Below are 24260 nucleotides of genomic sequence, written 5' to 3' on the forward strand. Positions count from 1 at the left end.
CCACCCGCGGTAAAAAAGGCGGGTGACGGGGTGAAAACGGCGGTATTTCCTGCGGTCGGCTGGAGGGCGCGGGTGGCGGGGAGCGGCCGGCGGCGGGCGAAGTCAAAAAAACCTCCGCGGGGGAGGTGTTTTTTTGACTCGCGCTAGCAGTGGAGGACCTTACCCACCTTGAGTTTCAGCTCGCTCGCGTCGAGCGGCTGCATGAGGATGTCGCGGGCGCCCGCCTTGAGCGCCTTGAGGACCGCGCTCTTCGTCCACTCGGGGGCGCAGAGGAGGAGGGAGCCGCCGCAGCGCTTGATCATGGGGGCGAGCCTTTTGCAGATGGCCAGGTCGCGGTCGAAGGTCCGCTTGAGCGAGACCACCGCCACCTTGACGTTGCCGTCGGCGAAGAGCTCGGGGAGGTCGGCCCCCAGCGGGGCGTCCACCAGGGTGAACCCCTCGGGGGAGAGCCCGTCCATGATCTCGCGCCGCACGTCGTCGTCGCCGAGCACGAGGACGCAGGGGGGAAGCTCGGGGGCGGCCGCCGGGGCCTCCTCGGCCTCCTCGACCGCGGCGGCTTCCACCGGCGCCTCCTCCGGCTGGGGATCGAAGAGGTTGGCCAGCGCCGGGGGGATCATGATGTCCAGCCGGTACATGTCGTAGCCGGGGATCTCCAGCGGGGCGCGGTACATGAGGTACGGGCCGTCCGGGAAGGGGGCCTGGTCGGTGAGCTCGTCGACGTCCGGGATGTACTTCTGCGGCGAGAGGAGCTTTAAGTGCACCTTGTCGGGGAGTTTGGGCTGGAAGACCGTGTTGAAGGAGCCGATGATCTGGTTGGCGATCTCGCCGAAGGCGTCCACGTCGTCCGGTTCCTGGATGCTCAGCCGCTTCTTCTCCTGGATGCGGGGGCCCGGGATGCCGAGCAGGATGGAGCTCATGACGATGGCGTCGCCCAGGGAGAAGATCAGGTGGAAGAAGCCGGGGTAGGCCTCGCGCGACTCGACGCCGACCACGTAGATGGCCCCGTCCTCGCCGGCCAGGTAGCTCTTGCGGTCGGTGTTCAGCACGTCGGACGGCCCCACGGTCAGGTTCTGGCCGAGGAGCATGCTGCTCTCCTCGCCCGCCTGCCTCATGGCGGCGTCCAGCATCGATTGGAGTTTCTCAAAAGCGGCCATGGTGACTTCCGGCTAACCTTCCTTGTGCAGCTTGAGTCCCACCAGGAACCGCTCGTTCTCGTTGGTGAAGGGGATGACGACGCAGTCGCTGTCGGACATGGAGTTGATGGTGTAATCCTCCCCGGCGATGACGGTCGGGATGGAGAGGTTGATGTCGAGCCCCCCCTTGGAGAGGATCTGCTTCACGTAGCCGCCGAGCATGTTGGCGATCTCCCCCAGGGCGTCGTTGACGTCCTCGCCGACCTCCTCCACGTCCATGCCGAGCATGTTGGAGGTGATCCTCAAGGCGAAGGACCGGGGACAGTGGATGGAGAGGATGCCGGTGTAGGTCCCGGCCAGCCCGACCATGCCGGTGACCGAGCAGTGGAACGAGGTAACCGGCTCCTTGAGGGGGTAGCTGTCCTCGAGGGCCATCATCACCATGGTGTTGAAGACCTCCTTGGTGGCGTTGATCACGTAACCTGCCAGGTCAGCCTCGCTCAACCGGGTGCTCTCGGCTATCTCCTGGTTGAGGGCCATCATAACAGCCCTCCCAGCTTCTCGTTCAGCTGGTCAGGGGTGAACGGCTTCTTGATGCTGTCGCTCGCGCCGTTGTTGATCGCCTCCTTGAGGATGTCCTCGCCCCCCTCGGTGGTGATCATGACGATGGGGACCTTGACCCCCTTGGCCCGGACCGCCTTGATGAACTCCAGCCCGTCCATGTTCGGCATGTTGATGTCGGAGAGGATGAGGCTGATGCTTTTTCCCTCCATGGCGGCGAGCCCCTCGATACCGTCGCCGGCCTCGTAGATATCGTCAACCTGGAGCCCGGCCTGGCGAAGGCTGCGGGAGATGATCTTTCTCATAGTGGATGAATCGTCGACGATCAGTACGTTGCCCATGGTTTCCTCCTTGGTGTTGGTGCCTCCCGCTGCGGGGGCTTTATGGAATACCCGGGGCGGCGGTGCCCCCGGGAATCTCGAACATTTTCATGAACGCTATTCGGCTCCCCCGGCGGAAACTTTAGTCTCTTCGGGGAGCTGGGTTTCGATGGGGAGCAAGACGAAGAAGCGGCTCCCCTTCCCGGCCGCGCTCTCCACCCCGATGCTCCCGCCGTGCGCCTCCACGATGGCCTTGGAGATGGTGAGCCCGAGCCCGGTCCCCTTGAACCCTTGGGCGCCCGAGGCGCGGAAGTACTTGTTGAAGATGCGGGGGACCTCTTCGGCCGGGATGCCGATGCCGGTGTCCTCCACCTCGACCACCAGGTACTGGTCCTGCACCTCGCTGGAGACCCTGATGGTCCCGCGGCGGGGGGTGAACTTGACGGCGTTGCCGATCAGGTTGGCGAAGACCCGGGCGATCTGCTTGGCATCCACGTTGAGCGGGGGGATCCCCTCGCAGATCTCGCTCAGGAAGGAGGAACCGTGGACCACCGCCTCGCGGGCGCCGTCGTTGCAGCACCCCTCCAAAAGCGCCTGCACGTTGCACGGCTGCCGGTCGATCTGCAAAAGCCCCGCCTCCAGCCGGTAGGCGTCCAGCACGTCCTCGATCATGGAGAGCATCTTCTTGGAGCTCTTGTCCATCTCCTTGATGAACATCAGCAGCGAAGGGTCGACCTTGCCGGGGACCTCCCCCAAAAGCGCCTGCACGTATCCCATGATGACGGTGAGGGGGGACTTGAGGTCGTGGGTCATCATGGCCACGAACTCCTCACGCTCCCGTTTTTCCCGTTTTTCGGAGGTGATGTCGCGGATCTCGAAGAACTCGCCCCAGCCGTTGCCGGTCCGGACCGACGACGAGCGGACCAGCACCACCGAACCGTCCACGCTGAGCTCGGCCGGCTCGTCGTGGGAATTCTCGCTCAGCACGCGGTAGATCGCGGTGCGCAAGGGGAGCATGTCGACCCGCTTGCCGAGCACCTCGTCGCGGTCCACCTTGAGGACCTCCTCGGCCTTGCGGTTGATCAGAGCGACCTTGCCGTGCGCATCCAAAAAGACGATGCCGGAGCCTACCTGCTCCATCAGCACATTGGTGAAATTTTCACATTCCGTGCCCATCACACCTCCACCCAACACTACCTTTCCCTTGGCTTATCGGGAAATATTTGCAGAGCTTGAGCGATAAGGTCATTAAGCAGAGTTTACCAGATTTTACCGGCGGTACCGTGGCGGCGGGGCGTGGGGAAAGCGGGGGGAGTCGACGTGAGGGGGGGGTGAACCGGGGTGAACAGGGGGAAGCCGGCCCTGCCGTCCCCCCCTTTGGCAAGGGGGGACGGGTGGATTTCAGCCGTCGGCGAAACGGCAGCCACCGTGGAGATACCGGGGCAAGGGCCCCGGTTTGCCGGCCGTCAGCGGCCGCGCTCGATCGGGTACCCCTTCCGGTACCAGCCGATCAGCCCGTCCGAGATCTGGTAGATCTCCTTGTAGCCGCGGGATGCCAGGTACTGGGCGGCCACCAGGGAGCGCTGCCCGACCGAGCAGTAGACGAGGACCGGCTTCTGGCGCGGCACCTCGGCGACCCGGCGCTCGAGCTCGCCGAGCGGGATCAGGTGGGAGCCCTTGAGGTAGGCCTGCCGGTACTCTTCCGGGGTGCGGACGTCCAGCACGTAGATCTTCGGGTTGCGGGCCAAAAGCGACTTGGCATCGGTGGAGGTCAAATTGGTGACACCGGAGGCGAAGGCGAGCGAGGAGGAGAGCAGCAGGATGGCAAAAGCCGGGACCAGGGTCGGCTTGGGAAACCACTTCATCGAGGGGAAACCTCCGTTTTGTTCATGATGAAAAAAGGACTGCCCCTGATAGCACGTTCCCGGCGTCATGGCAAGGCCAAGAGGCTCTTCCGGCCGGGCAACTTCACCGGGAAGCATTCGGGCCCCCATCCTCCCCCCCCGCCCTCCCCACGAAGGGGAGGGGAGGGGAAGTAGAAGAAGAGCGCAAGCTAGCACGAATAAGGGGCGAGCATTCTGGCCGCAGCCGTCACCACTCGATGGTGTAGCCTACCTGGGCGGGGCGGAAGGAGGCGGGGAACTCGCGGGCGAGGCGGGCGGAGGCGTCGAAGCCGGTGCAGTGCCCGGCGCAGATCTTCTTGACGCCGTACCCCTTGAGCGCCCGCACGGTCTCGTCGATCTGGCTCTGGGAACAGAAGGAGAGGTGGCAGCCGCCGATCACGGCGTAGACCCGGTCCACGCCGCTCTTTTGCCGCGCGTGTTCCACCGTGTTGATGACCCCGGCGTGGCAGCACCCCAGGATCAGGAGGAGCCCCTTGGCGGTCTTCACCACCAGCGACTGGTCGTCCGGCACAGGGTCCGGGTGGCACCCCTCCTCGTCGCAGAAGAGGCCGCGGTCACCCTCCTCGAAGGAGGTGACGCGGGGAACCTCGCCGGTCAGGTAAATGCCGGGGGCGATCTCCCGGAAATCCTCGCTGTACGAGAAGCTCGCCCCCATCCCGGCCAGGAACTCCTCCGGGTACGGGATGCCGACCGAGCGGCAGACCCCCTCCCGCAGCGAGTAGCGGCGGGTGAAGACCTTCGGGTGGGCGAGCACCCGCTTTCCTCCCGTGCTCTGCAGAAGGGGCCAAAGCCCCCCCGCATGGTCGTAATGGCCGTGGGAGAGGATCACCTCCCCCACCGCGCGCAGGTCCAGGTTCATCCGCTGGGCGTTGTGCAAGAGCGTGTGGCCGCCGCCGGTGTCGAACAGGATCGACTCGCCGTCCGCCTCGATGTGGGCGGCGAAACCGTGCTCACCGAGGGTCCCGGCCAGGGCCCCTGCCGTGTTGTCGCAGATGATCCGGATCCGCCGGCTCATTTACCGCACGATGCCTTCGGCTGCTTGGGAACGCCGAGCTTGGCCAGGATCGCCATGGCCGGGCACCAGTTGGTGAAGCCGGACTGGAAGAGGTTCAGGCCGACGAAGGCGGTGAACCACAGCCAGCGGGGATCGTGGTAGTGGGCCAGAGCCAGCGAGAGCAGGGTGAAGAAGCCGGCCATCAGTCTGAGCGCTCTGTCTATGTACATCGTCTTTCTCCTTTTGGGGAAAACGGCGGCCGCCGTCCTCCCCGCTTGCAGGGGCCTTGCGGCCCGCTTGCCCATCCACCGGTCCGGGCAGGGGCTAGTTTTCGTCCAGCATCTCGGCGATCTTGCCGGCCACCCGGGAGGTGAGGTCGACGCAGCCGCTTTTACCCTTGGCGGTCAGCACCTTGCAGCAGGTGACCCGGTACTCCCCTTTGAACCATTCGTGCAGCTCGCGGGTCTTGGCGGCCACCGCCTTCTTGTTCCCTTCCATCACCAGGCCAAGGGCCATGGTGCCGCCGGAGACCGCGCCGCAGATGCAGCCGGCCCCCGAACCGCCGCCGAACCCGGCGGCAATCCGCACTACCTCGTCGGAAACGTGGGGGGCGAAGCGGTTTTTCACCGCGCTCAGGACCGCCTCGGCGCAGTGCATCTTGCCCGACCGGTACAGGGCCTCCGCCTCGGTGGCCACCGCTTCGGAAACCGACATCCCCTCACTTTGAACAGCCTCTTTCTTGCTCCAGAACATGCTCTCTCCACATTGCCGGGGTCGAGTACTGACTCGAACCGCGGGTTGTCAGTCATTGCCATCGCGGCATCTCGATATATTAATCTTAAAAGCATGCATAACTCAACCACATAGCTCTTAATGTTACGCCGTTTCTGCCTTTTTCCGTTTCTTCTCCTTCCAGGACTCCACCAGGTAGTAAAGGATCGGGATGGTGATCCTGGAAAGGGTGGTGGAGGCGATCTCGCCGCACATCATGGCGAGCGCGAGCCCCTGGAAGATCGGGTCGAAGAGGATCACGAAGCTTCCCACCACGACCGCCGCCGCGGTCAGGAGCATGGGGCGGAAGCGGACCGCGCCGGCGTCGATGATCGCCTCGTCGAGCGGCATCCCCTCGCGGCGCCTAAGCTCCGCGAAGTCGATCAGGATGATCGAGTTCCGGACGATGATCCCGGCGAGCGCGATGAAGCCGATCATGCTGGTGGCGGTGAAGAAGGCCCCCATCAGCGCGTGCCCCGGGAGGATGCCGATCAGGGTGAGCGGAATCGGGGCCATGATGACGAGCGGGGTCGTGAAGTCGCGGAACCAGGCGACCACCAGCACGTAGATGAGGACCATGACCGCGGCGAAGGCGGCACCGAGGTCGCGGAAGACCTCGTAGGTGATGTGCCACTCGCCGTCCCACTTGATGCCGGGGCGCTCCTCGTTCCAGGGCTGGCTCGCCGCCCGCTGCTCGATGTGGTAGCCGCCGGGGAGCGGGATCTTATCGATCTCCTTCTGCATCTTGAGGATGGCGTAGACCGGCGCCTCGATGACACCCGCCACGTCGCCGGTGACGTAGACCACGCTCTTCAGGTTCTTCCGGTAGAGCGACTTGTCGTCCACCCCCTTCACCACCTTGACGAGCTCGGAGAGCGGGACGTTGCCGCGGGCCCCGGGGAGGTAGAGGGAGGAGAGCGAGGAGAGGTCGTTTCGCGAGCCGACCGGGAGGCGGACGTCGATCAGTACCGGCTCCTTCTCGGTCGCAACGTGCATGAGGCCAGCCTGGGCTCCCCCCACCGCCGCCTGCAGCGTCTTCACCACCTGGTCGGGATCGACCCCGGAAAGGGCCGCCTTCTCCCGGTCCACCTGGTAGCGGATGCTCGGCTGGTCGTCCTCCTGGTACCAGTCGGTGTCCACGACACCGTTGGTGGAGGCGAAGATCTTCTTCACCTTCTGGGCGATCTCCACCCGGCTCTTTTGGTCGGGGCCGTAGACCTCCGCCACCAGGGTGGAGAGGACCGGCGGGCCAGGGGGGATCTCGGCGACCTTTAGCCGCGCGCCGTAGCGGTCGGCGATCGCCTTCAGGGTCGGGCGGATGCGGCGGGCGATGTCGTGCGACTGCTCCTTTCGCTCATCCTTGCCGACCAGGTTGACCTGGATCTCGGCCACCGTCGGCCCCTTGCGGAGGTAGTAGTGGCGGACCAGGCCGTTGAAGTTGAAGGGGGAGGAGATCCCCACGTAGCTCTCGAAGTCGGTCACCTCAGGCACCTTGCGGAGGGCGTCCCCCATCTCGGCCGCCAGCCGCGCGGTCTCCTCCAGGGTGGTCCCCTCCGGCGTGTCCACGATCAGCTGCAGCTCGCTCTTGTTGTCGAAGGGGAGCATCTTGACGGTGACCGCCTTGAAGTAGATGAGCGAGCAGGAGAGAAGGAGCAGGACCACCACCAGCGACAGGAAGCTGTAGCGGACCTTCCTGTTGTGGATCAGGGTCCCCATCACCTTGCGGTAGAAGCCGGTCATCCGGCTCTCCTCGGGGGGGGCGTCCACCTGGAAGTGCGACTCCCCCTTCATGAAGCGGTAGGCGAAGTAGGGGGTGACGATGAAGGCGATCAGCAGCGAGAAGAGCATCGCCATCGAGGCGCCGACCGGTATCGGGCGCATGTAGGGGCCCATGAGCCCCCCCACGAACCCCATCGGGAGGATGGAGCCGATGACCGCCAGGGTGGCGAGCATGGTCGGGTTGCCGATCTCGTCCACCGCCTTGACCGAGGCCTCCAGCGGCCGCAGCCTGGTGGTGGTGAAGTAGCGGTGGATGTTCTCCACCACCACGATGGCGTCGTCCACCAGGATACCGATCGAGAAGATCAGCGCGAAGAGGGTGATCCGGTTCAGCGTGTAGCCGATCCGGTTGAAGATGAACATGGTCAAGGCCAGCGTCACCGGGATGGCGATGGCGGCCACCGCACCGGCCCGCCACCCCATGAAGATGGCGATCAGGATGGTGACCGAGATGGCGGCCAGGAACATGTGGAAGAGGAGCTCGTTGTTCTTCTCCTTGGCGGTCTCCCCGTAGTTCCTGGTCACGGTGACCTTCATCTCGGAGGGGATGATCCTCCCCTTCTGGAACTCCACCCGTTTCAGGAGATCCTCGGCCACCCAGGTGGCGTTGGCCCCTTTACGCTTGGCGATCGAGATGGTGACCGCCGGGTAGTCGCCGCGCCCGCCGGTGATCCCCTTCTGGGCGGCGGCCGGGCCGAGCCCGAAGAAGACGTAGTTGGTCGGCTCCTGCACCCCGTCGGTGACGGTGGCCACCTCGCCGAGATAGACCGGGCGGCCGTCCTTGACCGCCACCACGAGGCGGCGGGCGGAGGCGGCGTCGGAGACGAAGCCCCCGGCGTCGAGGGTGTATTCCCGGTTGCCGGCGGAGACCGCACCCGCGCGCCTGGCCAGGTTGGCCTTCTCGATGGCCCCCATCACCGCCCCGGGGGAGAGGCCGTAGGAGGAGAGCCTGGTGCCGTCGAGGTTCACCTTGAGCTCGCGGGGGAGCCCCCCCTTGATCTCGGTCTCCGCCACGTTGTCGGTCTTCTCGAGGTCGTCCCTCAGCTCCTGGGCCACCCTCCTGATCGCGCCGGGATCGTAGCGGTCCGACCAGAGGGTGAGGGTCAGGATGGGGACGTCGTCGATCGATTTCGGGACCACCAGCGGCTCGCCCGCGCCCGGGGGGAGGATCTCCCGGCTGGACATCACCTTGTTGTAGAGCTTGACCAGCGACGCTTCCATGTTCTCGCCGACCAGGAAGCGGACGGTCACGATGCCCATCCCGGGGCGGGAGGCCGAGTAGAGGTACTCCACCCCCTTGATCTCCCAGATCTTCTTCTCGTAGGGGATCACCAGGCGTTCCTCGACCTCCTTGGGGGTCGCCCCCGGCATCGGGAGGTAGAGGTCCACCATCGGGACCACGATCTGCGGCTCCTCCTCGCGCGGGGTCGCCAGCACCGAGTAGAGCCCCAAGAGCAGCGAGGCGGCCACGATGAGCGGCGTCAATTTCGAATCTATGAAGGTGCGGGCGATCCGCCCCGCCAAACCAAGCTTTTCCATGCGTCTCTCCGCTGTAGCCCGGGACCGGGCCCTGCGTTTCTCTGTGCCGGCAACCCATCCTCACCCTCCCCCTCTCCTTGGAGGAGAGGGAGCTCGAGGCGAGCTGGACGGGAACAGCTCTTACTCGATCTTCGCCCCGTCCGAGAGCTTCTCGATACCCGCGGTAACCACCTTGTCCCCGGCGCTGAGGCCCGAGATGACCTCCACCCGGTCGCCCACCCGGTTACCGAGCTTCACGAGCCTTAAGCGCGCGATGCTGTCGGGGCCGACCACCCAGACCGAGGTGAGGGAGCCGCGCTCCACCACCGCGGCGGCGGGAACCGCGATCCCCTGCCGCGACCCGGTCTTCAAAAGCGCCTTGCCGTAGGCTCCCGACCTGAGCCCCTTCCCCGAGAGCTCCACCTTGGCGGTGAAGGTGCGGCTGGAGGGGTCCACCAAGGGGACCACCTCGGAGACCCGGCCCGTGGAGGGAGCCCCCTCGACCGCGATGCCGACCACGTCGCCCGCCTTGATCCTCCCGAGGAGCGCCTCGGGTACCGCCACCTCGAGCCGGTACCCCCCGTCCCCTTCCACCGTGAAGAGTGGGGTACCGGGGAAGACGGTCTGCCCCGGCTCGACCTGCTTGGCCAGCACCACCCCCGCGATGGGGGCGGTCACCTTCCCGTAGCCGGCCACCGCCCCGGCCGCCCGGGAGGCCTCGGTGGCCTGCTTAAGCCTCGCCTCGGCCCGCGCCACCCCTTCGGCGGCCACCTCCTTCTCGGACTGGCGGACCTCGAACTCCTGGCGGGTCAGGGCCTGCTCGGTGAAGAGCTTGCGGTAGCGCTCGAAGGTCGCGTCGGCGAGCCTCTTGCGGGAGCGGGCCTCCTCCAGCGCGCGGGAGGCCTCGTCGACGCCGTAGGCGGCCCCGGCCGCGGCGGCCCCGGTCTCGGCGGCCTCGATGGCGGCCAAAAGCTTACCCTTGCCGACCCGGTCCCCCTCGCGGGCGTAGACCCCGGTGACGCTTCCCGATACCCGCGCGGAGATCACCGCCGAGGTTTTGGCCTTCACCGTCCCCACCGCCTCGGTGACCTCCGGGATACCCTCGGCCGCCACCGCGGTCAGCGTCACCCCCCGTACCACCGGCGGGGCGCTCTGCGCCGCGTGCTCCTCTTTCTTGCCACATCCCAAAGCCGTCACCAGCACGAGTGCCAGGATCGTCAGCCGGCTTGCTCTCATTTCATGACCTCCTTAACCAAAACCCCTGCCCTGAAGTACACCTCCGCGGAGGATACCTGCAGTCCGTTCTCCACCTCGATAAGGTTGGCCCGCGCCCCGTTGAGCGCCGCCTCCGCATCGAGGAGCTCCACCATCGAAGAAAGCCCGTTCTGGAAGCGCAGGGTGATGAGGCGCATCCCCTCCTCCGCCGCCCGGACCGCCCCCTGCGCCGAGGCGAGCCGCAGCTCCGCCTCCTGGCGCCTCAACAGGCTCTCCTTCACCTGGACCGCCGCCTCGCGCCGCCCGTTCTCGAGAAGCTCGGCCGCCGCCTCCCGTTTCAGCTCGGCGCGGGAGCGCTCGTGGGAGCGGCTTAAGCCGTCGAAGATCTCCCAGCGAAGGCTCACCCCCACCGTCCAGGAGTCGTTGTCGTAGCCGAGCGGGAGGGAGCGGTCGTTGACCTGGTAGCTCGCCTGGGCGTGCACGGTCGGGAGGTAGGCCTCCTTGGCCTGGCGCACCCCGAGCTCCCCCAACTGGACGGCGTTACTGGCCACCGCCAGGTCCGGGCGGCTGCGCTGGGCCAAAAGCACCAGGTCGTCCTTCCCGGCGGCCGGCGCGGCGAGCCCCGAAGCCCCCCCGGCGTCGAGCTCCTCCCCCTCCTTGCCGCCCGCCAGGAGGTTCAGCCTCAGGCGGGCGATGGTGAGGTTGTTCCGGGCGCTCATCAGCCGCTGCTCGGCCTCCGAGAGCGCGGTGGCCGCCCGCAGGGTATCCGACTTGAGCCCCAGCCCGTCCCGCTCCCGGACACTTGCCAGCCGCTCGTGTTCCCGGGCGTCGGCCACCGCCAGGGCGGCGATGTCGTTGTAGGCCCGGGCCCTGAGCACCTCGAAGTAGGCGAGGCTCACCCGGAAGGCGATCTCCTCCCGCCCCTCGCCGGCCCGCAGCGCGGCCCCCTCGGCCTCCTTGGCGGCCACGTCCACGCCGGTGGAGATGCCGAAGTCGAGCAGCGGCTGGTCCAGGGTCAGCGTGGTGGCGAAATCGGCCCGGGGGTCGGGGTGGTTGAGACGGTCGGCGGTAAAGTCGCTCCCCGGGTTGATCCGTCCCTCATTGAGCTTCATCATGAAGACGGTGCTCGGCGTGGTGGAGAGCGCCACCCCGCTGTCGAGATAGAGCCGGGGCAGGTAGCGGCTCCGGCTGACGGCGACCGATTCGCGGGCCGCCCCCTCTTCACGGGCCGCCGCCCTCAGATGATGGTTGTTCTCCAGGGCGCGCCCCACCGCCTCCCGCAGGGTGACACTCTCCGCGTAGACGGGAACGGCAGCCATTCCCCAGAGCGTAACGCTCAGCAGCACAAGGTATTTATTCACCGCAACCTCCCTGTCGCAGCCGTACAGATCCAGCAAAAACTATATATGGATTTTTGTATATATACTATACAACGAAAAGTCAACCGTTTATTCCTTATCGGCATAACCCGGGCGCGGCTTAAATCCCGTCGGCCCGGGTGATTCATGAGAAGCTTGCGGGAAGGAACTACGGCATGACGGCTACCTGGGCGGCCCCCGTCACCCCGGTGACTGTCGAAACCACCGAGTTGGTGGTGGTGTTCACCACCGACAGCGAGCTGCTCCCGAAGTTGGCCACGTAAACCCTCCCGGTGGAAGGGCGGACCGCCACCCCGCGCGGGCCGGTCCCGACCGGGATAGTGGCCACCACGGCGTTACTCCCCGTGTCGGCCACCACCAGCTGGTTGGTGCTCCCGAGCGTCACGTAGAGCCTGGCGGAGGTGGGGTCGAAGGCGATCCCCTGGGCATTGTTGCCGACCGGGATGGTGCTCACCACGTTGCCGGTGGCGGTGCTGATCACCGAGACGGTGGAGCCGAAGCTGTTGGCGACGTAGACGAGGCTGGCGGCGGAATTGACCGCCACGTCCACCGGCCCCAGCCCGACATTGATGGTGCCCACTACCTGGTTGGTGGCGGTGCTGATCACCGAGACGGTGTTGGAGCCGAAGTTCGCCACGTAGAGGCGGCTGGTCCCCGCGTTCAGCGCCAGGTTACGCGGGGAAGTCCCGACCGGGATGGTGGCCACCACCGTGTCGGTGGTACCGTCGATGACCGACACCGTGCCGCTTTGGTTGGAGACGTAGACGCGGTTGGTCCCGCTGTTGACCGCCACCCCCCACGGCCCCGACCCGACGGCCACCGTGTCGACCACCGCGCCGGAGTCGATGTTGACCACGGAAACCGTGCCGTTGTTATTGTTGGCGACGTAGGCGAGCCGGCTGCTCGTGTTGAGCGCCACCCCCTGGGGGGCCCCGCCGACCAGGATGTTGGAGAGCACCGAGTTGCCGACCAGGTCGACCGCCGACAGGAAGGCGGTCCCGGAGTTGGTGACGAAGGCCTCGTTACTGGCGACGGTCTGCCCCTTCTGCACGTTGACCGTGGTCGAGCCGCTCACCGCCCCGGCTGCCTGCGGGAAGCTCGCGGTGATCACCGCGGACCCCTGGGCCTGGCCGATGACGACCCCCTTGGTGCCGGAGACGTTGCTGACCGGGGCGACACTGGAGAGGGAGGAGCTCCAGGCGACCTGGTTGGTGAGGTCCTGGGTGCTGTTGTCGGAGAAGGTCCCGGTGGCGGTCAGCTGCAGGGAGGAGCCGACGGACACGGTCGGACTGGCGGGGGTCACCGTGATCGAGCTGAGCGTCCTCACGGTGAGCGTGGTCGACCCGACCACCCCCGCCACGCTGGCGCTGATCACCGCGGTGCCGTTGGAAAGCGCCGTGGCGGTTCCCCGGCTGCCGGAGACGTTGCTGACGGTCGCCACGGTGGGGGCCGACGAGCTCCAGCTGGCCAGCGAGGTCAGGTCGCGGGTGGTCCCGTCCGCGAACCCGCCGGTAGCGGTGAACTGCCGGGTGCTCCCCGCCACCAGGCTCACGTTGGCGGGAGTGACGGTCAGCGAGGTGGGGGGGAGGACGGTGAGGGTCGTGCTCGCGCCGGCCACCCCCGGGAAGGAGGCGGTGATGGTGGCGGTCCCGGCGTTGACCCCGGTGACGGCCCCTACCGTGTTGACGGTGGCCACCGTCTGGTCCGACGAGCCCCAGGTGACCAGGGTGGTGATGTCGCTGGTGCCGCCGTTGGAGAGGGTCCCGGTGGCGGTGAACTGCACGGGGGTCCCGAGATCCGCGGTGGAGGCCAAGGGCGCGATGGCGAGCGAGGTGACGGTCACCACGTTGAGGGTGGCGCTCCCGCTGACCGTGCCGGAGGTGGCGGTCACGGTGACCGGCCCCACCGCGAGCGCGCTCGTCACCCCGGTCGAGGCGACGGTGGCCAGCGAGGGGTTCGACGAGCTCCAGGTGACCTGGCTGGTCACGTCCTGGGTGGCGCCGTTGGTGAGGGTGGCGGTGGCCCGGAACTGCTGGGTGGTGCCGACGATCCCGACCTGGGTGGCGGGGGTGACCGAGATGCTCTGGATGGCGGCCACGGTAAGGATGGTGGTCCCGGTGACCCCCGAGCGGGTCGCGCTGATGGTGGTGGTCCCGGCGCTGATGGCGGTGGCGACGCCGTTCGCGTTGACGGTGGCGACCGCGGGATTGGAGGAGCTCCAGGTGGCGAGGGAGGTATCGTCCACCATGTTGCCGTTGGAATAGACGGAGGTGGCCCGGAAGGTGGTCGTGGTGCCGGGGGCCAGGGTGGGGGAGGCGGGAGTGACCCTCACTTCGGTCAGGGAGACCGTCTGCCCCCCCGAACCGGAACAACCGAACAAAAGGACGCTCGCCAGGAGCAGGGCTACCAACAATCTCACCATCCGCAATCTCCTTCCGGGAATTCAGGGCTTAAGGCTGCATGCAGTATGCTTACCGCCAAGGTAGGGGGGTGTCAAGAAGCAGAAAGCCGGCAAGCAGGCGCCGGCGACCGCATCGCGGGAGCGTAGCGGGGCCGGGGCGTCAGCCGGTGGTCGGAATGCGAGAGAGCTAAACCCCTAGAAGGGGAGAAATTGATCGTTCAAGGTGGGGGCCCGCTCGTCCCAGTCCACCTCGGTGGAGAAGAGCGGCAGCAGCCAGGAAGTTTCGATGCCGAAGCGGGCGAATTTCTTCTGGAGCAGCTTCGCGTTTTGGGCGAGGGCCTCCTCGGACGGCAGGCCGTCCTGCTCGGCGATGACCACCCGGGTGTTCTTCCAGAACTTCTTCAGGTTGAAGAAGGGGCCGAAGACCGCCTGGTAGGTGGCCGACTCCCGGTCGTAACGCTTGGTGTTGCAGTAGGTGTTGGCGGCCAGCACCCCGTCCGGCGCCATGATCTTCTGGACCTCCCAGAAGAACTGGACCGTCAGCATGTGGGTGGGGATGTAAAGGTCGTCGAAGGCGTCGAGGATGACGAGGTCGTACTTGGCCCCCTTGGCCACGGCGCGCTTGACGAAGACCCGGCCGTCCTCCACGGTGATGTGCACCCGGGAGGTGGGCTTGAAGTTGAAGTACTCCTTGGCCACCCGCACCATGGCGGGATCGATCTCGACCACGTCGATGGTGGCGTTGGGGAGGAGTTTCGAGAGGGTCGAGGTGAGGGTCCCCCCCCCCAGCCCGACCATCAGGATGCGGCGCGGGTTGGGACGGAGCAGCAGGGAGCCGAGGATCATCTTGTTGCAGTCGAAGAGCACCTTCTCGGGCTCCTCGAGGGCGAAGCAGGTCTGGACGGTGTTGGTGTGGGTGCTGAAGCGCAGGCAGCGGGTATCGCTGTCCTCGGTGACGAAGAGGTTACGGTAGAGGGAACGCTCCTGGTGGATGACGGTATCGGAGAACGCCGTCCCAGAAAGCCCCACCAGTGCGCACACCAGCAGTATGACCAAACGCAGTGCTTTGACCATCTGTCTCCATCCCCGAACAACATCACAGTGAAAAAACAACGAGGAGATACCCCCGCCAAGAGATCACGACTCTTCGGGGACGGTACCCCTCTTCAAACCAAAGAGGGACAGTGCCAGCGTCAAGAGGCCCAGTGCCGCTGAAACACCGATGAAACTCCAAAGTATCTGGCCGACCCCCATGATCAGGACGAGGTAGAAGGAGGTCAGGATGGTCCCGGCCGCACTGCCGGTGGTGCTCACGAAGAAGAGAAAGCCGGCGTGACGCCCGCTCGCGCTGCATTCGTCCACCAGCAGGCGAACGGCGTAGGGAGACGCCATCCCCCCCACCATGGTCGGCAGGAAGAATAGGAGCGCCGCCGCCGTCAAGGCGCCGTACCGCGGATCGAGGATCAGGTCGAAGATCCGGTCCATCAGCGGATCTGCGAAGAGGGCCGCGGGAGTCATCGCCGCGGCGGTTGCCAGGGGGATCAAGGCGAACTTGGCCAGGGAAGGCTCACGGACCGAAAGCCGCCCGCCGACCAGGTACCCCACCGAGAGGGCCACCATGAAAACGGTGATGACCGCCCCCCAAACCTGGATGCTGTTGCCGAAACTCGGGGCCAGGATACGGCCGCTCAAAAGCTCCACCGCCATCAGGGAAAAACCGGACCAGCCGGCGATTACAAACACCAGAAAACGGCTCACAACGGGTCCCCGATCTGCCGGAAACGGCAGCGTGGTCGGCGCGGGACGGAAGGAAAAACCGGAGGGATACTGAAATCAGGCCCCTTTCACCGACAAGGCTCATGCACAATCACGGGAATGTACTGCTAACCAGTTGTAAAGTCAACGATTATATGACATTAGCAAAAATTTCACAGTATCTGCTAACCGCCGACTTCGACTCAGTCGATGGGGCAGATGACATAAGCGCTGGAACTGACAGTTGAAATATTTTAATCACCAGAACCTGCTCATCCAATGTCAGTGTCCCGGCTTCGCCAGTACACCGTCCTTTTCCATCTCTTTGAGCATCGCTTTCACGTATGACTTCAGTACCTTCTGCTCCGATCCCGGGGCGAAGGTCTCGGAGACCGCCGACCAGACCGCCTTGCCGGCGGCCCCCTCCAAGACGACGGTGCGGAAGACGTCATACTCGTTCTCGACGTACTCGTTGGGGGGCCACAGCTCCCATCCGCGGTCGAAGAACATGGAGCGGTCTTCGTTGGGGTAGACGTCGAGCCGCTGCTTGCGCTCCAGATAGCGGCAGACCACCACCCCGTCGCGTCCGAGGGCCCGCGCCTTGGCCGCCATGGCCGCCCGCGAGTACCCGGAAGGGGGGTCGCTGTAGGCGGCGGTGGCGGGAATGCCACGGCCGGTCAGCTGCCGCACGAATTCATCGGTGCACATGTTGCCGATCATGGAATTGGGCGGCAGCCCCACCACCAGCACCGAATGCGCCGGGGTAGAGAAACCGGGATCCTTCCACTGCCCCCGGATCGAGGTGTTCGAGCAGCCGGCGATCAGCAGGGCGACGGGCAACAGGGAACAGAGCACGCTCGCAAACCGTTTCATCTTGCCACCTCCGCGATTGGGATGAATACGGATTTATGATAACGGGCGGCGCCCTTTTTGCCAGCGGGTCCCCGCCGCCCCTAGGCGTAGCCGTTGGCGAGGAGGTAGCGCCCGACCCAGTTCTTGGAGAACTGGAACGCGGTCCTGCCGCAGCGCTTGCTCTTGTCGTGCGACCACTGGATGGCGTCGAGCTCGAGGTCCTTGTTCCACGGGATCTGCACCTCGCGCTTCTTGGCCTCCCGCTCGATGCAAAGCCGCACCGCCTCGAGGTAGCGGTCCTGGTTGAAGACGTGGAAGGCGACCCAGAGGCCGAAGCGGTCCGAGAGGGAAACCTTCTCCTCCATCGCCTCGCTCTGCTGGAGCTCGCCGTTGACGAACTTGCCGCCGATCAGGTCCGATTCGTACTCCGGCAGCAGGTGGCGCCGGTTGGAGGTGACGTAGATCAGGACGTTTTCCGGTGCCGAGTAGACCGAACCATCCAGCGCGCTCTTCAGCATCTTGTAGCTCAGCTCCCCCACCTCGAAGGTGAGGTCGTCGCACAGCAGGATGAAGCGGTACGGCTGGTTCTCCACCGCGGAGAAGATCTCGGAGAGGTAGATGAGATCCTCCTTTTCGACCTGGATGACCCTCAGCCCCTCGGGCGCGAAGCGGTTCAAAAGCGCCTTGACCAGCGAGGACTTCCCGGTGCCGCGGGAGCCCCATAAGAGGGCGTTGTTGGCCGGCAGCCCCTTCAAAAACTGCTTGGTGTTGTTCACCATGATCTCGCGCTGCTTCTCGACCCCCAAAAGCTCGTCGAGATCGGTGGTATCGGTCACTTTGACCGGCTCGAGGTAGCCGGAGAAGGAGTGGCGGCGCCAGTTGGCGGCGTGGCAGGCGGACCAGTCGACCGGCTTCACGGCCTTGGGGAGGAGCATTTCGACGGAGCCGAGCACGCGCTCGAGCTGGGCGACTACTTCGGGTTTCAGATTGATCATGGGCCTCTCTCGCAAACGTAGGGTAAAGGGCGCCGAGGCCGCCGGAAATGCCTGGCAGCGAGACGGAGCCTGGATAGCTGATGCCACGGAAGAAACAAGCGGTTGACGGGGCCAACAAAAGACGGGGTCAATGAGGATGGGCCAACCTATTGAAACTGCGGCGGAAAAAGAAAACGATGTTGTATACGCTATCTGGCTCCCCCGTGTCAACAAACTTTACCGGCCGGCGCTTCCGCCGGTGGCGCGCGTTCCCGCCCCACACGCCGTTTCTTTCCATTCACCCAATGATTCCGGGACGATCCCGCCCCTTCAGCGGCTTCCCCCCCCGCTTCGCCCCCGCTCGACACCCTCCATCGCCAGGCGACCGTTGCCATGGGGGGATAACCCGTTACAATTGCAGACATCGCGGAAAGGAGGGTAGTACCAGCGACCAGGACCACTAAAGGGGGGAGCCATGGACCGGAACGAGATGATCGAGCGGCTGAACGATCTTATCCAGTTGGACGTGGACGCGGTGGAGGCCTACAGCCAGGTGATCAAGCACCTGGAGTACGACGACATCTGCCGGAGGTTGCGGGATTTCCAGGACGATCACCAGGCCCACATCCAGAAACTCCGCTCGCTGATCATGCAGCTGGACGGCCGCCCCATCGAGGCGAGGCCCGACTTCAAGGGGTACCTCCTGGAAGGGTTCACCATGCTCATGAGCGTCTCCGGCTCGCTCGGGGCCATGGAGGCGATGAAAGCCAACGAGGTGATCACCAACCGCAACTACGGCAAGGCCGTCGAACTTCCCTGGCCGGAGGGGATCAAGAGCGTCCTCATCGACAACTACTCGCAGGAAGAACGTCACCTGAATTACATCAACGATATCATCACCGTCCCGCGCCACCCCTTGCGCTAGGCGCGCCGGCCGGCCAGGAGGAGAGGGTTCCCCGCACACGATGTCCGAATCAGTCCGCCGCCATTACGAGCTCTATCCTTACCCGCAGTTCCCTCTCCTCGCCTCGGTCCGCCGCGGGGACACCTACGCCCTCAATCTCGAGGCACTCTGGAGCCGCTTCAACGGCGAGCTTCCCCCGCCCGATCTGCGCCGGATCCTGATCGCCGGGTGCGGGAGCTTCGCCCCCTACCCCTTCGCGCTCGCCAATCCCCAGCTCCCGGTCACCGCCCTCGACCTTTCCCGGCGCAGTCTCGACCGGGCGAGGCTCCACTGCCTTTTGCACGGCCTCACCAGGGTCTCCTTCGTGGCCGGTGACCTCACCGATCCCCGGGTCGCCGGGGGCCCCTTCGGCTTCATCGACGCCTACGGCGTCCTCCACCACCTGGACGATCCCTCCGTGGGGCTGAAGGCGCTTGCCGCCCGGCTCGGGAGGGGAGGCGTCATCAGGATCATGCTCTACAGCCGGTTCGCCCGCAGGGAAGAGGAGGCCATCCGGTTCGCGCTGCGCCTGCTCGGGGTGCGGGAGCCGCGGAAGGTGCTCGACATGGTCCGCCGCAGCCGTCCCGGCTCCCGGCTGAGACGCTTCTTCGAGGAGTCCGACGAGGTCGGCTACCGCTCCGGTCTGGCCGATGCCCTGCTCCACCCGTGCGTTCACACCTACCGGATCGACCAGCTGCTGGAACTGGTGGAAGGGTGCGGGCTCACCCCGCTGCTCTTCGCCCACCCCTCCGCGCTCACCGACGTCCGGGACGAGGTGGCCCGGATCAGGGAGATGGAGAGCCGGGGGAGCTCTCCGGGGAATTTCGTCCTCTACCTCGGAAGCGGCCCCCCGAACCTCCCCCCTCCTTCCACCTCCCTCTTCAGGATCAATCCCTGCCTCGCGAAAGACATCTCCCGTCCCCGGCTGGGAAGGCTCGCGCTGGCCGGCCGCCTCGGCCACCGCCTCGAACCCCTTGACTCCACCGCCCTCCGCTTCCTGCGCCGGTTCGCCTCCCCCGTCCCGGCCTCACAACTTACCCCAGCCGAGCTCGAGCAGGCGCTTCGTTACGCCGGCGATCTCGTCCTGCTCCGCTACCGCGGGTAGGATGCATAGACTCTCAGCACGCGGATGACGCGGATTGAGCGGATTAACGCGGATCAGGCAGAAAATCTTTGGGATAAAGCGAATCGGACTACCTTCGTTGAGGAAACCGCCGTTATTGTTAAAATCTACCAATATCGTCCGAACTCAATTCCCACCAGGCAGGCAAGGAGGCAGGCATGTTTTTCTCCAAGAAAAAGAAGGGCACCGATCCCCACGACCTGGATGACCGTCCCCTGAACCTCATCCAGGACCAGATCCCGGACATCAAGCCGCAGCTGCGCCATATCGATCTTCAATGGGTGAAGGAAACCGCCGTCGACAACGCCAACCTCCTCTCCTCCGCCATCCTCGCGGGGACCGCGGTCGGGTTGCTGCTGAAGCGGAAGGTCCCGGCGGCATCGTTTTTCGTGGCGGGGCTGGTCCTCCAGCAGATCCTGGTGAGAAGAAAGCCGGAACTGGCCAGGATGATCAAGGAACGGAAACGGAAGCGGGAAGATCTCAAGATGGAGCGTTACGCGATGAAGGCGCAGCGCGGCGATTATGGAAAGCTGGAAGTGATCCCCTTCAGGTGAGGGCCGGGCGGGCCGCTTGCGGCCCGCCTTACCCCGGCTCGTTCTTTTTCTCCTGGTAACCTCCTCCCCCTTCCACCCCACCGCTACCTCTCACTCCCCCCCAATGAAGCCTCCGCGGCGCGCCTTCACATTAGCTATTTATGAGAGTCGATAATCGTGCTATGATTACGCGGTTTTATATCCAGACCGGGCGCCCAGCCCACCAACACCATCAAAGGCAGAGTGGATTCCGTATGATACGAGTATTGAGACTGTTGCTGCTGATCTCCCTGCTGGCCCTCACGGCCCCCGGGATGTCGCACGCAAAGACCGACGATCAGACCATGCTGACCGAAGCAAAACACCATATGGAAAAGGGGAAATACTTCTTCGCGACCACGTGGCTCGAACGGCTGCTCAAGGACTACCCAAAGAGTTCTCTCCGGAAGGAAGCCCTGGGCCTGCTGGCCAAGGGGTACCTTGCCGCTGGCCGGGACGAGAAGGCCGCCACCGCGCTCAAGAGCCTGGTGAAGGAATATCCCGACAGTGTTGCGAACCTTGACCCCGACCTTGCCAAGCTCCTCCGGACCCTGCCGCAGGACACGCAGGCTGCCACGCCGTCCCCGCCTGGCGCGGTGAGCAAGCCCGTCTCGCCCCCCGCTCCGGTTGCCGCTGCTCCGGTTGCCCCGGTTGCTCCGCCGGTGGTTGCTCCGGTTGCTCCGGCAGCTCCGCCGGCTGCCCTGCCGGTGGCGGCTCCGCCGGTGACCAGCGCGACGGCCGGTGGTGCATCGGGGAGCAAGGCGGCGGGGAGTGCACCGGCCACCGCTTCTCAGACCGCCGCCGCGCCCTCCAAAGCCGCCGCTACGGGCGATAAGCTGACAAACACCATCCCGATCATCTCCGAAGACGCCGACGAATACGTCCCGGTCCAGAAAACTGCCCCGGTAGCTGCCAAGGGAACCGCGACCACCGGCACGCCCCCCGCTGCCAACGCAGCGGCGAAAGACGCCGCTTCCCCCGCCGGGGCCAAAAGCCCGGCACCGGCCGCTTCGCCGGCCCAGGCTGCCGCTCCTGCCACCCCCTCCCCCCCCGCGCAGTCACCTTTCATGGCGGTATCCACGCCAACGCCGACCCCGGCTCCGACTTCAACTGCCACTCCGGCCGCGACTTCAACCACCACTCCGGCTCCGGCTCCCGCGGACGTTCCGTCCACGACTGCAGCGACTGCAGCAACGACGACGACTCAGGCTGCTCCGGCGACTCAGGCTGCTCCGGCGACTTCTGCTGCTCCCGCGACTTCTGCTGCTCCCGCGACTTCGGCGGCTCCCGCAACTTCGGCGGCTCCCGCAACTTCAGCGGCGGCGGCAACGTCGTCGGCCGCTCCGGCAGCGGTTCAAGCAGGGGATAACACGGCAGTCACTCCCCCTTCCGCCCCGGCCCCGGCCCCGGCTCCGGCAGTCGACGCTAACGCGCCATCGGCCCCGGCCGCTTCCACCGAGGCGACAGCAACCGCGGCCTCCCCCGCGCCCGCCACCAGCGAGCCGAGCGTCGCAAGCGGAGGATCTGCCGCTTCCGAGACGACTGCCCAGCCGCAGCAACCACTGCAAGACAGCAACAAGATTTACAAGATTGTTAAGGGAAAGGGCTTTGCCCTGCTGGTCGGCGAGTACCAGGTGCTGACCGAGATGAGTGAGGCCAAGAAGAAGATAGCCGAGGCCGGCTTCGGTCCGCTGGTAATCGAAGGTGGGAAGAAAAAGACCCCTATGGTCAGGCTCGAGGTGCCTATCCGCAACGACAAGAAATCGGTGGACACCATGATGGAGCGCCTGAAGCAGGCCAAAGCCGCGGCCATCGCCATGACCGGCAAAGACAAGAAGCGCCATATCTTCGCCGGCTCGTTCTCGAGCCAGCAGCGTGCCGAGCAGGAGCAGCGGCGCCTGGCACATCTCGGGATCAAAAGCCATCTCCAGAGGGTCGACGTACCGATGCCGAGCTACCTTCTCACCGCCGGCGTGTACAAAACGCGGGCCGCCGCCGTCGCCGAGCTCCCCAAACTCGAGGCAAAGGGACTCAAGGTGAACGTGGTCCCGGTCGGTAAATAAGGTCCCGCCTTACTTCCCCCGCCAACCAAAAGGGCGACCCTCCCATCACGGGAAAGGTCGCCCTTTCTGTTTCCCACTCCCCCCACGTTATACCCTCGCCCCCTTGGGGGAGAGGGTGGCCGAAGGCCGGGTGAGGGTAGATTTTAACCCCTCCCTCACCCCCGCCCCTCTCCCCTAAAGGGGCGAGGGGAGCCTCGTTATCCCTACCGGCGGTGCCTCCCGCGCTGCTCATCTGCGCGCGGCGCCTGGTAGACGGTGCCGAGATCCTCCACTGCACCATCCCGAGGCCCAAGCGGTGCGAGACCGAAGCGCCGCTCGATGGTGGCCAGGATGGAGGTGGTATCGTGCTCCTGGTGGTCGACGGCGAACCGGTAGGGGAGGCCGGGGGCGATCACCACCGCGGGGATCCTGGTGCCCGGGCCCCACTGGTCGTACGGCCCCTTCGGGTTGCTCGGGCTGGGAGGAGGCACGTGGTCGGCCTGTCCTCCGAATTCGTCGTAGGTGACGATGACCATGGTATCCGCGGCACAGGCGCTCCCCTCGATGGAGCGGAGCAGCTCCACCAGGTGCGAGTTGCCGTTTCGCTGGCTGGCGTAGCCGGGGTGCTCGTTCTCGGCCCCCAAAGGCTTCACGAAGCTGACCGCCCGGAGCTGGCATCGCCCCCCCTTGGGTGACGAGGCGACCAGTTTCCGGAACTCCTCCTCGTCGCGCAGATGCTCCCGACGCGCCTGAGTCCCGGGGGCATAGGCGGCGTAGTAGTTGAACGGCTGGTGATGGAACTGGAAGAGACGGTCCGGGCAGCGGGGCCAGGTTGATCCGGGAATCGCACCGGGACCGCAGGCCGGGCCGGAGCCACCCGTGAAACCTGGTTCGCCGTTGGCCCCTTCGGCGTCGGCCCATCCCCCGGAGTACCATCCCCAGCCGATGCCGACCGCGGTGAGGCGGTCCCCGATGGTGGGTGTCTCCAGAAGCGGCAGACGCTGCTCCGGCTTGGAGGACGGATCGAACGGCCAGGAAGCGGACTGGACGGTATTGACCGCATAATCGCCGCAGGTGACGCCGGCTGGGGTCTTCGGTCGGCCCGGAGCCGGCAGGCAGGAGGCGGTGAGGGGACCATCCTTGACCTCGCCCTCCGGCTGGTACAGCGGCGTCCGTTTCGGCATCCCGTTCGCGTCCACCACCGCGTGAAGATCCCGCTCCGTCCCGTCATTCACGGCGTTCGGCCATTGCGGCGTGCGGGCGGCGATCAGCCACTGGTGGTTGAGGAACGACCCACCGAAGGCGGCCTGGAAGAAGTTGTCGGCGATCACGTAATTCGGGTGGTTCCTCTCGTGCAGGTACTTGTAGAGGGGCAGCTCCCTGCTCCGATAGTACCCGACGGCGAGCCCCGCCGCGTTGGAGCCGGTCACATAGCGGTCCATCTTCCCGCCGTCGATCTGGTACTGCTCCTGGTAAAAGCGGTGGTCGAGGTCCATGGTGCACCCGCCGGGGAGCCCTTTTCCTTTCTCTACCCCCGCGGGTGTCCTCTCGTCCGGCCGTGGACAGCTCCGATCGTCCGCCTTTATGTACTTCTCGATGGGAAAGGGAAAGTTGGTGAAGGCGCCGGCAAGGCTGCGGCGGGTGTCGAGACAGGTGGCGGGCAGCGGCACCGGGGAGCGGAGGTTCAGGTCGACTTGCGGCAGGCAGGAGAGCCTTTCGCCTCGCTGGTCCACCTGGGGGACGTAGGCCGCCAGACCGTCCACCTTCTCCCACTCGCTGAAGAGATTGTCGAAGCTGTGGTTTTCCTGGTAGATCACCACGAAGTGCCCGATCTTCCCGAGCGCCTGGTCCCGTTCGGCGGCCAAGGAGACCGAGCCCCCCGCCCCCAGCAGGGCACCCGCCACCGTCACGGCGAGTAGCCTTCTCGTTCCCGATGAGATCATTGTTCCCTCCCACGAAGTGATGCTGTCGTCATCGGTACGTTGTAGCACAAAGCGGGCGGTGAGCCACGTCACGTTTGTCTT

The 24260-nt window shown here is 65.6% G+C and carries 21 protein-coding genes; 4 read left to right on the forward strand and 17 right to left on the reverse strand.

Annotation, left to right across the window (positions count from 1 at the left end):
• Positions 1–143: 143 nt before the first annotated feature.
• The 16 genes from ACYVL5_RS01820 to ACYVL5_RS01895 form a co-directional block, all read right to left on the reverse strand.
• Entirely contained in the window at positions 144–1154 is a 1011-nt protein-coding gene (locus tag ACYVL5_RS01820) for a response regulator (protein ID WP_460593833.1), read from the reverse strand.
• A 12-nt stretch (positions 1155–1166) separates the two neighbouring features.
• Positions 1167–1676 (reverse strand): chemotaxis protein CheX, encoded by a 510-nt coding sequence (locus ACYVL5_RS01825; protein ID WP_460593834.1) that lies wholly within the window; start codon positions 1674–1676, stop codon positions 1167–1169.
• Positions 1673–2035 carry a response regulator gene (locus ACYVL5_RS01830; RefSeq protein WP_250677590.1) on the reverse strand — a complete coding sequence of 121 codons (363 nt, stop codon included), beginning with the start codon at positions 2033–2035 and terminating at the stop codon, positions 1673–1675. The genes ACYVL5_RS01825 and ACYVL5_RS01830 overlap by 4 nt, the downstream gene beginning before the upstream one ends.
• A 96-nt stretch (positions 2036–2131) precedes the next feature.
• The gene (locus tag ACYVL5_RS01835) at positions 2132–3190 is read right to left on the reverse strand and encodes a sensor histidine kinase (protein ID WP_460593835.1); all 1059 of its coding nucleotides are present in this window, start codon (positions 3188–3190) and stop codon (positions 2132–2134) included.
• A 290-nt stretch (positions 3191–3480) separates the two neighbouring features.
• Complete coding sequence (locus ACYVL5_RS01840) at positions 3481–3879, reverse strand: rhodanese-like domain-containing protein (RefSeq protein WP_460593836.1); 399 nt, start codon at positions 3877–3879, stop codon at positions 3481–3483.
• Positions 3880–4105: 226 nt separating this feature from the next.
• Positions 4106–4933, reverse strand: coding sequence for an MBL fold metallo-hydrolase (locus ACYVL5_RS01845; protein ID WP_460593837.1), 828 nt, complete (start codon positions 4931–4933; stop codon positions 4106–4108).
• Positions 4930–5142, reverse strand: coding sequence for a YgaP family membrane protein (locus tag ACYVL5_RS01850; protein ID WP_460593838.1), 213 nt, complete (start codon positions 5140–5142; stop codon positions 4930–4932). Before ACYVL5_RS01850 ends, ACYVL5_RS01845 begins: the two co-directional genes overlap by 4 nt.
• Before the next feature lie 94 nt (positions 5143–5236).
• The gene (locus ACYVL5_RS01855) at positions 5237–5665 is read right to left on the reverse strand and encodes a C-GCAxxG-C-C family protein (RefSeq protein ID WP_460593839.1); all 429 of its coding nucleotides are present in this window, start codon (positions 5663–5665) and stop codon (positions 5237–5239) included.
• Between the two features lie 123 nt (positions 5666–5788).
• Positions 5789–9001 (reverse strand): efflux RND transporter permease subunit, encoded by a 3213-nt coding sequence (locus ACYVL5_RS01860; RefSeq protein ID WP_460593840.1) that lies wholly within the window; start codon positions 8999–9001, stop codon positions 5789–5791.
• A gap of 120 nt (positions 9002–9121) precedes the next feature.
• Positions 9122–10216 carry an efflux RND transporter periplasmic adaptor subunit gene (locus tag ACYVL5_RS01865; RefSeq protein ID WP_460593841.1) on the reverse strand — a complete coding sequence of 365 codons (1095 nt, stop codon included), beginning with the start codon at positions 10214–10216 and terminating at the stop codon, positions 9122–9124.
• Entirely contained in the window at positions 10213–11556 is a 1344-nt protein-coding gene (locus tag ACYVL5_RS01870; protein WP_460593842.1) for a TolC family protein, read from the reverse strand. Before ACYVL5_RS01870 ends, ACYVL5_RS01865 begins: the two co-directional genes overlap by 4 nt.
• Positions 11557–11722: 166 nt before the next feature.
• A complete protein-coding gene (locus ACYVL5_RS01875) occupies positions 11723–13996 on the reverse strand; it encodes an Ig-like domain-containing protein (RefSeq protein WP_460593843.1) in 2274 nt (757 codons plus the stop codon).
• Positions 13997–14170: 174 nt separating this feature from the next.
• Positions 14171–15049 carry a spermidine synthase gene (locus ACYVL5_RS01880; RefSeq protein ID WP_460593844.1) on the reverse strand — a complete coding sequence of 293 codons (879 nt, stop codon included), beginning with the start codon at positions 15047–15049 and terminating at the stop codon, positions 14171–14173.
• Positions 15050–15112: 63 nt separating this feature from the next.
• A complete protein-coding gene (locus ACYVL5_RS01885) occupies positions 15113–15733 on the reverse strand; it encodes a spermidine synthase family protein (protein ID WP_460593845.1) in 621 nt (206 codons plus the stop codon).
• A 279-nt stretch (positions 15734–16012) separates the two neighbouring features.
• Positions 16013–16603 carry a hypothetical protein gene (locus ACYVL5_RS01890; protein ID WP_460593846.1) on the reverse strand — a complete coding sequence of 197 codons (591 nt, stop codon included), beginning with the start codon at positions 16601–16603 and terminating at the stop codon, positions 16013–16015.
• A gap of 80 nt (positions 16604–16683) precedes the next feature.
• Positions 16684–17577, reverse strand: coding sequence for an ATP-binding protein (locus ACYVL5_RS01895; protein WP_250677579.1), 894 nt, complete (start codon positions 17575–17577; stop codon positions 16684–16686).
• A 454-nt stretch (positions 17578–18031) separates the two neighbouring features.
• Here ACYVL5_RS01895 and ACYVL5_RS01900 point away from each other — a divergent pair, with 454 nt between their 5' ends.
• From ACYVL5_RS01900 to ACYVL5_RS01915, 4 genes are all read left to right on the forward strand, one after another.
• Positions 18032–18481, forward strand: coding sequence for a ferritin-like domain-containing protein (locus ACYVL5_RS01900; RefSeq protein ID WP_460593847.1), 450 nt, complete (start codon positions 18032–18034; stop codon positions 18479–18481).
• A gap of 40 nt (positions 18482–18521) precedes the next feature.
• On the forward strand, positions 18522–19604 hold the full coding sequence (locus ACYVL5_RS01905; RefSeq protein ID WP_460593848.1) for a class I SAM-dependent methyltransferase: 1083 nt from the start codon (positions 18522–18524) through the stop codon (positions 19602–19604).
• Between the two features lie 176 nt (positions 19605–19780).
• Positions 19781–20176: a hypothetical protein gene (locus ACYVL5_RS01910; RefSeq protein ID WP_460593849.1), complete on the forward strand. Its 396-nt coding sequence runs from the start codon at positions 19781–19783 to the stop codon at positions 20174–20176.
• Positions 20177–20409: 233 nt separating this feature from the next.
• Entirely contained in the window at positions 20410–22257 is a 1848-nt protein-coding gene (locus ACYVL5_RS01915) for an SPOR domain-containing protein (protein WP_460593850.1), read from the forward strand.
• Between the two features lie 203 nt (positions 22258–22460).
• Here ACYVL5_RS01915 and ACYVL5_RS01920 read toward each other — a convergent pair whose 3' ends face one another.
• A complete protein-coding gene (locus ACYVL5_RS01920) occupies positions 22461–24179 on the reverse strand; it encodes an alkaline phosphatase family protein (RefSeq protein WP_460593851.1) in 1719 nt (572 codons plus the stop codon).
• Positions 24180–24260: the final 81 nt, after the last annotated feature.

It is taken from the genome of Geomonas sp. Red276 (assembly GCF_054784495.1).